Genomic DNA, 14,916 nt, shown 5'->3' with positions numbered 1-14,916 from the left:
TTGAAGGAGAGTGTAACAATGATTGGAATGAAGCGAAATGAAATGGAGATTTCACATGCGGCGCAGACGCAGACTATACAAGAGCAAAGGCAATGTTCAGCGCCAGATAAACGGCGGTTCTCCAAAACCAAGCTGTCGGCTGCGATCGTCGCAGTCATGACAACAGCAGCGCTGGTACTTAGCCCTTTTGCCGTTACTGGTCAAGCATTGGCCGCCCCGGCGGCAACCGCGAAACCGTCGGCAGCGCTTGCACCCTTTGTGAATTCGGGGATTCAGGGGTATCGGCAGGTTGAATATGCCATGAAACACAATCTGGTACAGCCTCTGAACACGGTGGTCAAAAAAGACGGTTACCAGTTGACGGTGAACGGTTTTATCGCCGACAAATATGAGCTGATTATTCTTTTTACGGCCCAAGCTGACAGTAAGAGAGCATTCGTGTTCATGCCGCCCAAAGGTCATAGTCTTCAATTGACTGATGCCGTTACCGGCAAGGTCATCAGCGGAAAGAAAATGAATGATGCGACCATTCAAAGCACAAGTCCGGCAAAGAAAAATCATATTATGTATGGAATCGCTAAAATTCCGTTGAGCAGTCCATTGACCACGCCTCCCAAAAAAGTAGCTGCCGAGTTTCAGCTAGGCACATTAACCGCTGTTGAGCTGGACCAGTTAAAGGCATTGGATGCCGAAATGCTCGCTGTCGCTGAAAAAGCCCGTGCGAACAACCCGGACCAGAAATCATCGTTCAGTTGGAGTCCTGAGCTGCTTAAAAAGTATAATACGCTCAAGTCCAGCGTGAAGGATAGCCCTGTGCTGAAGGCGGTCTTTGAAATCAACCCCAAGGTCTGGAAGCAGGAGGCCCGGACACTGACGCCGGAGGAAACTATTGATGTGGCAGGGCATAAGATCAAGGTGAAGCTGGAATTGACACCGTTCACGACTGTAACCACGCTATCCTCCGATGAGGCTTTGTTTAAAAACAAAGAATTTTTAGAGATTTTCAATAAGGACTACTATCCTTCACTGTTGGTCAAGAGCGGAACTGGTGAATATAAATCGGAAGAGGGTGCTTCTATTTATACCTATACAGACCATGAGATGAAAATCGTCTCAGAAAGCTACTTCCTCTTAAATAAGCCGCAATCGCTTCGCCTGGATTTCACCAATATGAAAGAGCGTACGATTACACAGCAATTAGTTGTTGATTTGTCTAAGCAATAATTGCAGGTTATTCGAAGTGTCTTAGGGCCATCCGTGAAGGATGGCTCTTCTTGATGCAAGAGGGCATGTTATGGACAGGGATGTGATAAAATACAGGGACATAATCAGATCAGACCGATGGAGGCATTATGTTAATTCAACTGATAAGCGTAGGCAAATTGAAAGAAAAGTATCTGACGCTCGGCATCGCGGAATATGCCAAACGGCTCACGCCCTACCTCAAGTTCCAGATGATTGAGGTGGCGGATGAGAAGGCCCCTGACAACCTCAGCGACGCAGAGGTTGTTCAGGTGAAGCAGCGCGAGGGCGAGCGGATTCTCGCGCAGATTAAGAGCGAGGCGCATGTTATTGCGCTCGCGATTGACGGCAAGCTCTGGAGCTCCGAGGAGCTTGCCGCCGAGATCGACCGGCTCGGCACCTACGGGACGAGCCATGTCGTATTCGTCATCGGAGGCAGCCACGGGCTCTCCGATGACGTGATGCGCCGCGCCCAGCAGCGCATGAGCTTCGGCCGCATGACGCTGCCTCACCAGCTCATGCGGCTGGTGCTGGTGGAGCAGGTGTATCGGGCGGTGAAGATAAATCGCGGTGAACCGTATCATAAGTGACGGCGAAAAATTGAAATGTCACGACTTGTAGAAAAAGTATATCGCCATACATTTACCCTGTTCCTTTCATAATTGATCGAAGATAATTAGATCATACAGCCATCTAAAGGTGGGAAGTTAAATACGAGTGAAATCAATTAATGGGGTACTGTTAATTCATTAATGATTGGAGTGTTAATTATGGGTGAGACTCAACTATATTTTTGGAAACCAACAATTAAAAGACATCAAGAAGAGCTAACGATAGTTTTAGATTACTATAATAAAACCAAAGATTACTTTAGCAATATAGAAGAGGAATCAAAGGAATATGGAAATAAACTTTTCCGAGAGTATCCGGGAGGAGAAGATACTGATATTGATTCAATAGCAGAATGGGCACAAGAGGAAAGCGTTGAAATGTATCTATCGTTATTAACTATGAAGTCCAATCACTTACTGATGACAATTTCTCTCTTATATCATACTTGGGAACAGCAGCTTATTCGCTTTACAATTAATGAGTTGAGCCATGACCTTACATTTATTAAAAAGGTATTGGAGTTCAAAGAAGTTCAAACAATTTTCAAGTTGCACGGAATAAATATCCCGGATACTATTTCATGGACAAAAATTCGAGAACTAAAGTTTCTTACCAATACAATTAAGCATGGCGATGGTGATTCTGCGGATAAGTTGAGAAAGATAAGACCAGATTTCTTTCGTAGTGATCTATCTGGTGATTCATTTGATACTTTGGAATTGCATGGCGCAGTTCTGTTAAATGGGCAAACATTAAGAGTCACAGAAAAAGACATTGAAGACTATGTAGTCGCTGTTACTTCATTTTGGGACGAGATGCCAGAAAGAGCATATTGTGATGTTAATACATTACTCAGGGAGACAGAAAAATAGTTAACAGAGGGTACTTGGATTAAGATCATATTCACCTACATAGGGACTATTCGCCTCTTGGCCCTCCCGAAGATATTTGGGAAAGCCATTCAGACAGACACATCCGCGCCACCCTAACTGCATCGCGATCATTTTTGGGCTTAGATGGTTAAAAATGTAAATACAAGAACATTAGATGGAAATATGTAAGTGCAGATTAGGGGGGATTTTATGTTTAATTTCAAAAGAAAAATGAATGAAAAGGGAAAAACCTTTGAAGAACTAGTGCAATATGTTTATCAATCATTATTGTTTCTCGAAGGCCAAGACATTCAGGTAACCAGAGATAAGGTGATTATCGGAAAATCGAGTACGCCACATCAAATTGATGCTTTTTATGAATTTGATCTTGTTGGAATTAGACATAGGGTTGCAATAGAATGTAAAAATCATACAAGAGCTATAACTAAAGGGCATGTTCAAGAGTTCTACGGAAAGTTAACAGACTTAGATAATTGTATAGGAATAATGGTGTCATCAAGTGGGTTCCAACAAGGAGCTAAGACAATTGCTGATCACTATGGAATAGAATTAATATCATCCGGTGAACTTCCTCTATTAGGAAAAGTAGTTGCAGCTAAAATCGGAGTCATCTTACCCAATGAAAAAGTATTGGGACAGCCTTTTTGGACTTTGATGGAAGAAAGAGAGGGTCAGATAACTGGTACATACGTAGTCCTGCCGCATGAAAAGGATAAAGGGTTTTATTTGTTTACTTCAAAGAAGACAGCCGAGATATTGTCCAACGATGCAGGTGGTGTAGTAGTTAGGGGTGTCAGTCAACTGCACCTCAAAGTTCTTCTATCATTTGCAGAATTTCATAAACTAAAATTTATGTTTTTTCCATATGATGAAAAATTGATTTTTAAATTAACGAATGAAGAAGTCAAAGAGCATTTTCTTTATAAAGACATCCTTAGATAATGTTTCGAAGCAGTTGTTTCGGCTAAGCGCAAGGTACTTACGAAGTTAATGAATTGGATGTTAAGCGAAATTAGCTAATTAAGGTGACGGCGAAAAATTAAGTGAAAAAGTTCGTCTCGCCATACATTTGCCCTGTTCCTGGCCGTTGTAATGAAAGATAATTCACATAGAGATATGGCTTATAGGCTTCGGAATAGGGTATATCATGAAGTTCATAAACATAATATTATTTGGAATTATTGCTAATACAGAAAGGAAGAAATACATGTTTAATAATGCTATATACATTTCTCCAAGATACAGTCTGGATGATTACTCAGAGCTGAATTTATCTTTAAGTAGTAATAATCAAGCATGGAAGAATGCAATTGAGATATTTATAGATAGAATGGAAGGGAGGTTTTTATTATTAATTCAATATTACTCGGATAACATAAGGGTCGATAATAGACATATTGACTATAGTTTCGGTTCAATGGCATTATGCTGTTTGTTTATAGAAACCTTGCATCAATTTTATAATGGACTTGATGAAACGGTTTTTAGAGGACATAGGGAGGCGTTTATAAAGTTTTTGACTAAAAGCATTTTTTTCAGTCAGTACTTCACAAGAAGAACTGCTGGTTATTTTTACTCAGATATTCGTAATGGAATTCTTCATCAGGCGCAGACAAAAAGGAATACACAGCTTACTTTTGACCAGGGTGAAATGGTTACCGAGATTGAGAATGGAATTCGTCTAGATGTAATTAAATTTAAGGACGAATTGATAAATGAATATCAGCATTATGTAGACCGCCTTAGTCAAAGCTCGAATATAGAACTTAGAGAAAATTTTATAAGGAAGATGAATTATATAACAACAATAGATTTTGTGAGTAACTCAAGAAGGCAATAACCCGTCTAACACTGCATTCACGTATCGGACGGGTATCCTCTCAATACGTTGTATAAATTCGCCCACGTTAACCACGCTAAATAGGTCTTTTCCTAGAACAGCTTAATACTATAGCAGCCCAATCTCCAGTTCTATAGAAAGTCTTTAGGTAAAGTGGTTACATGCAATCCTTTTTATTTTTGAGCGGATTATTCATAACAGAAATCAAATTCAACTAATTGAAAGGAACAGTGAGATGGCTGAAAGAACATACGAAGACGTTGCCGAGTATGTCGAATGGCAAAGTCAGAATAAGTGTAAGGTTTTGAGTGCAAAACCGGAGCAAACTTTTGATGATTTAGGAGTTGAAGTGAGAGTTTGGAATGTAAAAACAGATAAGGATGGTTCGTGGTGGGTTGTTGAAGGTGAAACAGTACCGATGAACCTTTACCCTCAAGACGCTTATTACTTTGGAACGGATGAAGTTTATTCTTTTCATATGGGAATAATGCAACGGATGAAAGCATCTTCATACAAGCCAGAAGATTATGTAAATGCAATGACGTTGGATAGCGAAATTGCACCCCAATTATTCAGAAAGTTAAAGAATATTGCTACACTAATTGATTCAGCAATAGAAACTGAAGATTTTCAAGCTATTGGTGTTCAATGTAGAGAAGTATTGATTGAATTAGGAAATTTAATTTATTTTCCTGAAATGGCTGGAGAGAGCGAGCAACCCCAAGCATCAAATTTTAAGAAGAAAGCAGAGTTCTTTGTTCAGTTTTATTTACCCGGTTCGGATAATAGTGATTACCGAAGTATAATCAAAAAATTAACTGAATCAACGTGGGATTATTCCAATAAAATTACACACTCTCAGAATGCTACATTTTATGAAGCTTCAACGTGTGTTTCTTTATGTACATCATTAGTAGGGGTATACGAAAATCTCAGGCAAAAAGCCTTTAACCCAGTTTCACAGTATAAATGCCAACACTGTACAAGTAAAAAGCTTGAGATAATTGATGACGAAACAAATGAAGATGGCATTATTACAACGCTTTTTTTACATTGTGGGGAATGTGGAGATGTCACTAAAATCATCTTAGAAGGTGAAGAGAGAAACATTCGATATATAAAGACATTTAACAATAGAAAGTCTGAATCCTTGTGATAGTTGCTTAGAAAATAATAGAAGGGCAGAAATGAATAAGGAGCTGTGAAACTATATGCAAAACTATATTTATCATTACACAAGTATTCCGACTCTTAAGTTGATACTTGAAAACAAAACACTTAGATTGAACAGATTGACTAATGTAGATGATATGGAAGAGGGTATTGTTGATGTATTTGGTAATATGTCAGAGTATGTTTTTGTAAGCAGTTGGACGAGGGATAGGGATGAGAATATTTCATTATGGAATATGTATACAGGCAACATGAAAGGAGTAAGGATTGGAATTGATCTAAATAATGTTTCATTAAATAAATCAAACGATAATGATATCCTTAATATCAAGGATTATAGTAGAATACTGGCATTTCAAATTGGCAATTTCTTTTCTGATGTAGAATATAGAGACATCCCATCGGTGAATCTTTTTAATGAAAATTTTTCCATAGGCCGCAAAGAAATTGCTCAATTAGGACTCATTAAAAGAAGAAATTGGTCTTTTCAGAAAGAGGCAAGATTCATACTAGCAGGGCTACCTAGATACGAAAATCCAATAGACTTCATGTCATTAGAAACTTCGTTTTTTGAAAATATATTACATGGCGTTGAAACTGATATAAATTATATTGATGTGGAACTCCGAGAGCATTTTTGGAATAACGCTGAGATAATGATGGGTCCAGCCGCAGGAGAGCACGATATAGAATCAGTTAATGAACTTGTTGAAAAGCATAGTCCTAATTCCCAAATCAATGTTGTCAAAAGCGATCTAAAAATACGAACAGATAGATACTAGCACATTGAATTGGTGAAAAGAAGACTAGGTATAATTGGAGGGCGCTGTAAAAAGAAAGGCAATGGTCGAGAAGACAGGTTTGTTCTTATAATCAGCATGATGTATGGTAACTGAGGAGAATAAAAATTGAATAATAAAAATCCAGTATTTAACAAATTATAAAATAAAACATGAAGAGCGCCCTGGGTCAATTAAAGCATCTCCAGCTTCACCGCTGGAGATGCTGTTTCTATTTCATCAAACACAATTAAATCGATGAGAAGTAACGCCAAAAGGAAATTGATATACAACAAACTTCCAAGGAGGCACTCCCGTTAAGCTCATCCACTTGTACCAATTGAATATCGGCCCCGCCACCGAAAAGCGTCTACTCGAGCTCATGATCCGTTAACTCAAACTTGCAATCAAACACGGTCGCCGCCAGCCTTAGGCAATAGCATGAAATAGAGGTGGCGAAATGAACAACCCAACCAACCCAACTATCTCATCACAGCCAGTGCTCCACACACGTTCTACCACAAGCCAAACCCATGGAGAACATCCATTACAGGCGTTCCCCTCTTCGTCTACACATAATCTTCGAGTGCTTCCCTTGCCCCTTGCTGACCATAGGCTCCAACCAAGCCGATGAATTCGTAATACTCCCACGTCACCGTTTCCATAAGCTTGATCAAAGTCAATAAAACACGCCCATAGCCTGAAAGAACTTGAATAGATGGATAATAAATTTAAGACTATAATGATATAATAATACAGTGCGATGAACCTTGAAACTATTATAGTGTTTAACATACCCATGAAAGGCAGAAGATCAGAAATTGGGTCTTGCTGTTTTAAAATATGTAAGATTGCTGGAGGAGGAGCGGGCCAATTGATTGAAGCGATAGGTTTTTTCGGTAATATGGATGACGGAATATCAAAACCCAAAAAATTTCTCTGCAGTGATAATATTATGAGAGTAGTTAAGTTTAATCACCCAGAAAACTATACCAGAGCGTTATTACATGAATTTCTAGGTTATAAAATTGCAGCTTTACTTGAACTGCCAGTTCTTGATCAAAAATTAGTTAACATCCCGAGAGAGCTTGCTGAAATCTATTCACATGTTGAAGGGATGACTCCTGGCATTAAGGTGGGTTCTCCATTAGTCGAGTTAGACAAAAATATCGCTGATAATGGTTTATTCAGGGAACCGCTCCCGGAACTTTATAGATCGTGTAGTAATGTAGGGATGATTCAAGACGTTTTAGCATACGATATATGGATTCACAATGATGATAGAGGATCTAACATGGGAAATTTGTTGGTGCTCCCTAAAAAAGACGGTTCAAAGGAATTTGTTGTTCATGACCATGGTTATGCCTTTTTTAGGCCAGTTGCAACAATGGACAGATACAAGTCTCTTCAAGAGTTTAAAGGAGCAAGCTTAACATGGCAGGATCATTTATTTCCTTTCGGTCCGATATATGAAGCAATTAAAATAAACGTGGATTTAAGGAATCCTCAATTGAATCCCTTTTTAAGGGTAGTAAATAAAATTGAATCTGTATCAAAACAAGAGTTAGAACAAATAATGAATGAAGTACCAGAAGAATGGCAGATACCAGACTATGAAAAAAAGGTATTAGTATCTTTTTTGTTTGACAGACGGTTTAAGGTGCGGGAAGCAATTATTCAACTTGTTAGCATGTGGTGGTTTCCAGTTTGGAATGGGGGTGCTTTAGTGTGGCCAGATTTGCAAGCAAGTTCGGAGTAATAAAGTTCATGCCAAGTAGCATCAAACAAGAGATAATAAATATTGGTGTAATTATACATTCGCCTAAAGAATCAAAGATTGCTTTTAAATTTTTGGAGTATGACACTCGAATTAAGAATTTTTTAACAGAATTCCAGTATGCCGAGTATCGAGCATTTCGAAAATTAATGAGCAAACATCTAAGAAGTCTCAATACAAAGTTTTTTGATACACTTATAGACGTATCTCTAGGCGATAATAATTATTTAGAAAAATTACAGTCAAGTATTAAGGCCCCATTTATCTTAGCTAAACCTGAATATATCTTTACTGAAAACATAGTACATCAAGTTGAAGGTTTGTACGATAATTTAGTAATTAGCCAAGAAGAAATAAGGACCAAGCAGAAGTCACTAATAAAGCAAGTCGAGGAGCGTTTAACGTCAGAGGGAATAGATCGCTTTATCGAAAGAGATATACAGGTTAAAAATTTACCATTTAGTTTAAATATTGATTTTGGCTATAGGATCGATAACACATTAGATTTGATTCAACCTCTTTCTATCCAAGAATCCCCTAGGGAAAATTATAAAGAGGGTGTATTTTGGAAAGATGCAATCGAAAAGCTCCACAATGATGTAGATTTGAATAGTGGACATTTCATAGCTATTATTAAGCCCACAAAAAATTCTGAAAAAACCGGATATCAAGAGTTGATCTACCAGTTCGAGACTATAGATAGAGCCACTATAATTAATTATGGAACCAGAGACTTTGATCGATTAATATATACTCTCAAAAGTGGCGGTAATCTTGAAGAAGCATTATAATAATTGGAGAGGGAGTAACCTATATAAATCATAGGTTACTCCATTTTTATAAGCGGCCTTCATAGGAGGAATACTACTTATGCAGATGCACGAAGCAGCAGTATTAAGGCAAAGATGGGATGGAAAGTCTTGTAGCCATCCATATGTTGTTTCTGAATATCTTAGAGGTACAAAAACTGGCGATTACGTATGTACTGCATGTGGAGAAGTTGGCTGGGGTAAGAATTGGCCGGCAGAAGAGGCGCAAATTAAGTCGGAAGATAATAAAAATGCAGACCGCATTTAAAAGTCTTCCTAATCAATAATTCATTCAACGAGGGAGCAACCTAGGCATGCTCCTTTTTGCATTTTTCGCCCATAGATCCGTTAAGCTGAACCGTATCATAAGTAGGGCGAAATATGATCTTGCTGGGCGTTTTCGGTTCTCAGATAGAATGCAACGGGAATTTTTACATCTTTCATATACGGGGATATTTAATCGGCATATTGCGCGATCCCGCAAAAAAGATGGCGGGTATACGTCCCAATTTGGCCCTTCTATACGGATTCGCGGATTACGGTCATTTGGTATGCTTGACTTATAACTAGGAAGTTAGATCAAGCCGATCACAAAGGAGACCGCAAATGACTTTCAAGATCATGAACGTCCCAAGAACGCTGCTTACGTCCGCATTGATTTTTTCGCTAGGCCTGTTCACCCCAGTCCTGTATGTCGTAAAACCAAACGTCGCTTCAGCCCAATCAGTTGGGGCTTCCGCATCCACAGCCGCGCTAGGGCCGTCCGACCCTCAAGAGGTCGCTGCTTTTATGGATAGCTTCTTCGCGCGTCCGGAAGTGAGGGCTGCGCTGGCGGGAGCATCGGTTGTCATAGTGAATGACGGCAAGGTGCTGCTGAACAAAGGCTATGGCTATGCGAACGTGGAGACCAAGAAACCGGTAGACCCGAGCCATACGTTATTCCGACTGGCATCGATCTCCAAGACGTTCACTGCGATGGCGGTCATGCAGTTGGCCGAGCAGGGGAAGCTGGATCTGGATCTCGATGTGAACGGCTACCTAAAGGGCATGAAGATCGCCAATCGAACAGGCTCGCCGCTGACCGCTAGAGATCTGATGACGCACACGAGCGGCTTTGACTTTACCGACATACCGGAGGATGAGGGCGACCCGGACGGTCCGGTCTACAGGCTGGATACCTTCGTGGCGGACCACATGCCGACCGTAATCCGCAAGCCGGGAGAGGCGTTCCGTTATGACAATTACGGCTACAATTTGCTTGGGTATCTCGTTGAATGCGTTTCCGGACAGAAATTCGAGGATTATATCCAGAAGCATATTTTTAAACCGCTCGGTATGGACAATAGCCGGTTCGTGTATACGTCGGAATTGGCCGCCAAGCTGGCTACGCCTTATGACGCTTCCGGCGAGCCGATCGCGCAGTATACGACTTATCCGTACAATTCCCCGGACGGGGGCTTGATGTCGACTAGCGGGGATATGGCGCGGTTTATGCTCGCTGAGTTAAACGGAGGCAAGCTAGATAACCAGGCGGTTCTGCAAGAGAAGACCATGCAGGCGATGGAGCAGTACAGTGTGTCGATTCATCCAGATATCCCGGGCGTCGGCTATGGTTTCGAGTCGAGCTTCCCCAACTTCAATAACGGACAATTCGTTATAGACAAGAGCGGAGCGGGATCCGGCTTCCAGTCTCAGCAGTGGCTGCTTCCGAAGCAGAAGACGGGTTTGTTTATCGCGCTCAACAGCGCAAAGGACGCCCGCAAGATGAGAAGCTTGCTGTTTCAAAGCTTCATGGATCATTACTTCCCCAAACCTATTACGTCTCCACCTTCTTATATGAACACGCTTAAGAGCGAGCTCCAATACTTGGAGGGTACCTACAGCGATCTACGCCTGCCGGCATGGCATTACGAGGTTGAAGCGACCAATGGGGGATTGCTCGTGACCGACGCGTACGGCGTGCATGAACTGAAGCAACTCAAGGATCTATTATTCATAGACGACACAGGCCGACTAGCCGCGTTCAAGAAAGACGACAAGGGTCGCATCGCCTATTTCGAGTACAACAAAGCTGACAGTTGGTCGGAGCGGCTGCCGGACGTGAAGCTGTATGCCGATGTGCCGCTAGATTCGCCTTATGCAAAGGATATCCGATATTTGCGGCAGCAGGGATTGCTGGAGCGGGAAGATCCGCTGAACTTCAATCCGGAGCAGTCGATTACGAGAGCCCAGTTCATTGGGTGGCTCATTCCGACCTTCGGCATCAAGTTGTCCGAGGAGCCGATTATGTTCAAGGATACCATGAACAGCCCGTATGCGGCGGAGATTCAAACCGCTCTCGAGGGCGGCGTCGTCACCGGCATGCCAAAGGGAACCTTCGAGCCGAATCGCTCAATTACTCGGGAGGAGGCAGCCGTTATTCTTTCCCGGTTGTTACAGCTTGGACTGGGCATCATGCCGTCTGCTGAAGTCCAATTAAAAGGGCAAACCGACGCTTGGGCGCTTGACGGAGTTCAACATATTGTGGCGAGCGGCTACTATGGCCCGGAGGTCACCCCCGATGCGGACGGGGCGTTCGATTATCGTTCAAAGCAGCCGATGCTGCGACAAGAAGCGGCCGCTATGATACATCGTTACCCGTAAGGAGCCTCTCAATCGCATAATGCCCGGCCATGCCACTCTGGCATGGCTGTTATCCGTATTTGGTAGAATAATGCTATACTTGGACCGGAGGATCGATCGCGATGACTACAGTGTCCCATCTGGCTACCCGGCATAAATATGGGCGGCGTCTCTATATGTCTCTCGTTTTCTTCATACTGTTAGCCGCGTATATTCATATTCAAGCCCTCAAATCCCCGTATATCGGCCTTGTCCTAAAGCCGTTACCGGGAAGCGGTTGGCGGATTGAAGCCGTGGACGAGGGCGGCCTAGCCACGGATTGGCGTCTTCAGCCCGGGGATCGAGTCGTCATGCTGGATCCAGATGCGAAGCTGACCCGCGAAGGGGAGTTCTACCGACTACGCCAAGCCGACTATTTATCGGTAGCGCGACATGCGGAGGGGCTTATCAATAATTATCATCCGGCGAACCGACTCTTTTCAGCTTTCATTCTATCGCTAGCGATGGAGGCGCTGCTGCTCGGACTTGCTGTCTACGCGCTTCTGAGACAGCCGGAATCGGCGGTCATTCGTTCCTTCTTCAACTTAAACTACTTGCTTGCGCTTGTTATTCTCAGCATTTACTCGCCGGAGGGCAGTCTGTCACAGCTACTGTTGACCTATTGCTCCATATGGCTTCCGTATTTACTGTTATCCTTCTATTTGCAGTTTATTTATCGCGCCTCCGTCTTCCGTCTTCAGAAGCTGAAGAGCGTCTTTTTGCTCGGTACCTTCACGTTTACGCTTGTGATGACTTACTTTGTTGTCGCGGAGATCGAGGTCTTCAAGTGGATCTCAGACGTGCTCAATTGGGCGCTGCTCGGAACGACTCTACTGCTAGCGGGCGTCACCTTCCGAAGCTGGAGGCTGTTCGACCGGGTCGAGCGCAATCAACTGCTCATGCTCTTCGCCGGGCTGCTTCTCAGCCTGCTACCATACACCTTTCTCTACGCGATACCCGTCCTGTTCCAGGAGCCTTTTATTTTGCCGTTGAAGTATGCGCTCATTGGTTTTGTCCCGTTCTCTCTCATCTTTACTTTTATTCTCGTAAAGCGGAGTATGCTCGATATGCGACTTCATTTCCCTCGACTCGTCGTGCATGTGCTGTACTTTACGGCTACATTTATGCTGCTTGTGCTATCAGCCGGGGGCGTGCAGCTACAGCTTTATGTCCTGTTTATCGTATTTATTGCGCTCACGCTCCTATATCAAAAAGGGCTGCTGCGTTATCGGAGGAAGACGGTCGTACAGGGAGAAAAGTTGGATCGGCAAAAGCGTGCGCTATCCGCAGATTTGGAATCCAGGCAAGCGACCCGCGAGCTTCTGGCGCTCCTGACCGAGATTGTGAGCAAGCGGCTGGGCATTCAGGATGTCTGCCTACTCTGGAAGGATAGTCCGGTTACAATCTTTCAAGGCACGGGATCCTACAAGGGGATCGAGGGGGAGCCGCTTGAACCAGATTATCGGAGGCCGGAGGAAGTGATGAACTGGCTCGCTTCTATTGGGTTGAACCGGTTGATCGAGCTGAGAAGTCCATCAGGCAGTGGCGTAACGCTTGGCTATATAGGGATAAGGAACGACTCTTCAGCATTCTCGGAAAAGGAGGTCGAGGAGCTGCTACGTGAGGCTGCCGAGTTGGTTGTGAGATTCATGTACCAAGCCGCTTCCGGGCAGCGTGTCGCTCCGCTAGACAGGTCGCTGCTCGAATCCCAGGAGGCGGAACGGATTCGCACTTCGCATTTCCTGCATGACCGGCTGCTTCAGAACCTGATCTTTGTATCGCGCGATCTGGAAGAGCTTTATGATACCGGAAAGCCGGACAAGGAGCGAGTCGCACTGTGGCTAAAAAGCATCTACGAATCCCAGAGCGACATTCGCGCCCTCTGCGACGATCTTCATCCGCCGATTATCGATCACGGGGACTTGCGATTGGCCGTCGAGTGGCTGATCCGCAGTATGAAGCAAAGGTCGCAGGACGGGGTCGAAGCCGAGCTGGTCTATGAGTTGGAGCCGCACGAGCCCCGGAATGAGCTTATTAAATCGAACTTGTTCCGGGCGATTCGTGAACTGGTGAACAACGTCTTCAAGCATGCCGGAGCCACTCGATTAACGATTCATCTGTGGCGAGACGGACGCTATTTGTATTGCGGCGTTCGGGATAATGGGTGCGGCTTCGACGTTGCGACCGTGATGGCCCCGTCTGCAGCAGGGGAGAGGCACTTCGGTATCCATTTCCTTTACAATCAAATCCGGCAGCTTGGCGGGGAGACGGACATTCATTCGATACCAGGGAAGGGCACATCTGTTCATCTTATGCTGCCACTCGATAGGGAGGAGCTAACCAATGCATTCCAAAATTAGAGTCGTCCTGCTCGACGACCATCCCCTCGTGCTCGAAGGGCTGAAGAGACGGCTGGAGCAGGAGTCGGATATCGAGGTGCCTCGTACGTTCAGCAATCCGGTAGAACTGATAGAGGGAATCGAGCGTTGCCAACCGGATGTGCTTGTCATGGACATCGCGATGCCGCAGATGAACGGGTTCGAGCTCGGTCAGAGGCTGAAGGAGAAGTACGGCCATACGCTAAAAATTATTGTGCTGTCCGGTTACATGTACGAGGAGTTCTATAAGAAAGCGTACGAAATCGGTGTCCATGCTTACCTGTCCAAGCAAAGCCCCTATCCGCAAATCATTAACGCGATCAAGCAGAGCATGCTGGGCCACGCGCTTGTCGCGGAGAATATATGGCGTGCCGATCTGGAGAAGCTTACGCACATGGAGCGAAACGTGCTGCGAAGAGTCGCGGAGGAAAAGACGAACAAGGAAATCGCAGCCGAGCTGTCCATCAGCCAGCGAACGGTTGAGTATCACATCACGTCCATTAACCAGAAGCTAGGTGTAAAGACGCGAATCGGCGCCGTCGCCAAAGGCTACGAAAAAGGACTGCTCGGTTCGTTTTGGGAGGGGACGGACGATAGTTAGAGGAGTTTTCGGGCTATAGGAATCTAATTGGGTTCCTTCGATTTCACTCTATAGATGCTATGGTGAACCATACTACAAGTAACGGCAAGTTTTTAGCCAGTGTAAAGTCGATTTAAGCCATTGATTGCCTATTCCCTAAATCTATCCAATG

General features: G+C 43.7%; 13 protein-coding genes. All 13 read left to right on the top strand.

The window, feature by feature from the left end; all coding sequences use genetic code 11:
- Positions 1-18 precede the first annotated feature (18 nt).
- The 13 genes from K1558_RS24015 (at position 19) to K1558_RS23955 (ending at position 14,765) form a co-directional block, all read left to right on the top strand.
- Positions 19-1,224 carry a DUF4179 domain-containing protein gene (locus tag K1558_RS24015; protein ID WP_238654445.1) on the top strand — a complete coding sequence of 402 codons (1,206 nt, stop codon included), beginning with the start codon at positions 19-21 and terminating at the stop codon, positions 1,222-1,224.
- Positions 1,225-1,352: 128 nt separating this feature from the next.
- Positions 1,353-1,832: a 23S rRNA (pseudouridine(1915)-N(3))-methyltransferase RlmH gene (gene rlmH, locus K1558_RS24010; protein ID WP_238654443.1), complete on the top strand. Its 480-nt coding sequence runs from the start codon at positions 1,353-1,355 to the stop codon at positions 1,830-1,832.
- A gap of 180 nt (positions 1,833-2,012) precedes the next feature.
- On the top strand, positions 2,013-2,726 hold the full coding sequence (locus K1558_RS24005) for a hypothetical protein (RefSeq protein WP_238654441.1): 714 nt from the start codon (positions 2,013-2,015) through the stop codon (positions 2,724-2,726).
- 210 nt (positions 2,727-2,936) lie between these two features.
- Positions 2,937-3,689, top strand: coding sequence for a restriction endonuclease (locus K1558_RS24000; RefSeq protein WP_238654439.1), 753 nt, complete (start codon positions 2,937-2,939; stop codon positions 3,687-3,689).
- Positions 3,690-3,954: 265 nt separating this feature from the next.
- Positions 3,955-4,587, top strand: a complete 633-nt coding sequence (locus tag K1558_RS23995) for a hypothetical protein (RefSeq protein ID WP_238654437.1) — start codon at positions 3,955-3,957, stop codon at positions 4,585-4,587.
- A gap of 235 nt (positions 4,588-4,822) precedes the next feature.
- On the top strand, positions 4,823-5,743 hold the full coding sequence (locus K1558_RS23990) for a hypothetical protein (protein WP_238654435.1): 921 nt from the start codon (positions 4,823-4,825) through the stop codon (positions 5,741-5,743).
- A gap of 55 nt (positions 5,744-5,798) precedes the next feature.
- Complete coding sequence (locus K1558_RS23985) at positions 5,799-6,542, top strand: DUF2971 domain-containing protein (RefSeq protein WP_238654432.1); 744 nt, start codon at positions 5,799-5,801, stop codon at positions 6,540-6,542.
- Positions 6,543-7,413: 871 nt separating this feature from the next.
- The gene (locus K1558_RS23980; protein WP_238654430.1) at positions 7,414-8,298 is read left to right on the top strand and encodes a HipA family kinase; all 885 of its coding nucleotides are present in this window, start codon (positions 7,414-7,416) and stop codon (positions 8,296-8,298) included.
- Between the two features lie 8 nt (positions 8,299-8,306).
- On the top strand, positions 8,307-9,107 hold the full coding sequence (locus K1558_RS23975; RefSeq protein WP_238654429.1) for a DUF3037 domain-containing protein: 801 nt from the start codon (positions 8,307-8,309) through the stop codon (positions 9,105-9,107).
- A gap of 79 nt (positions 9,108-9,186) precedes the next feature.
- A complete protein-coding gene (locus K1558_RS23970) occupies positions 9,187-9,393 on the top strand; it encodes a hypothetical protein (RefSeq protein WP_238654427.1) in 207 nt (68 codons plus the stop codon).
- Between the two features lie 338 nt (positions 9,394-9,731).
- Positions 9,732-11,768: a serine hydrolase domain-containing protein gene (locus K1558_RS23965; protein WP_238654425.1), complete on the top strand. Its 2,037-nt coding sequence runs from the start codon at positions 9,732-9,734 to the stop codon at positions 11,766-11,768.
- Positions 11,769-11,869: 101 nt separating this feature from the next.
- Positions 11,870-14,146, top strand: coding sequence for a sensor histidine kinase (locus K1558_RS23960; protein WP_238654423.1), 2,277 nt, complete (start codon positions 11,870-11,872; stop codon positions 14,144-14,146).
- Entirely contained in the window at positions 14,130-14,765 is a 636-nt protein-coding gene (locus K1558_RS23955; RefSeq protein WP_238654421.1) for a response regulator transcription factor, read from the top strand. Before K1558_RS23960 ends, K1558_RS23955 begins: the two co-directional genes overlap by 17 nt.
- Positions 14,766-14,916 lie beyond the last annotated feature (151 nt).

The organism is Paenibacillus piscarius (genome assembly GCF_022234545.1).
Classification (GTDB): Bacteria; Bacillota; Bacilli; order Paenibacillales; family Paenibacillaceae; genus Paenibacillus_AQ; species Paenibacillus_AQ piscarius.
Note: the sequence above shows the minus strand (reverse complement) of the source record. Positions and strands in the feature narration are given on the sequence as shown.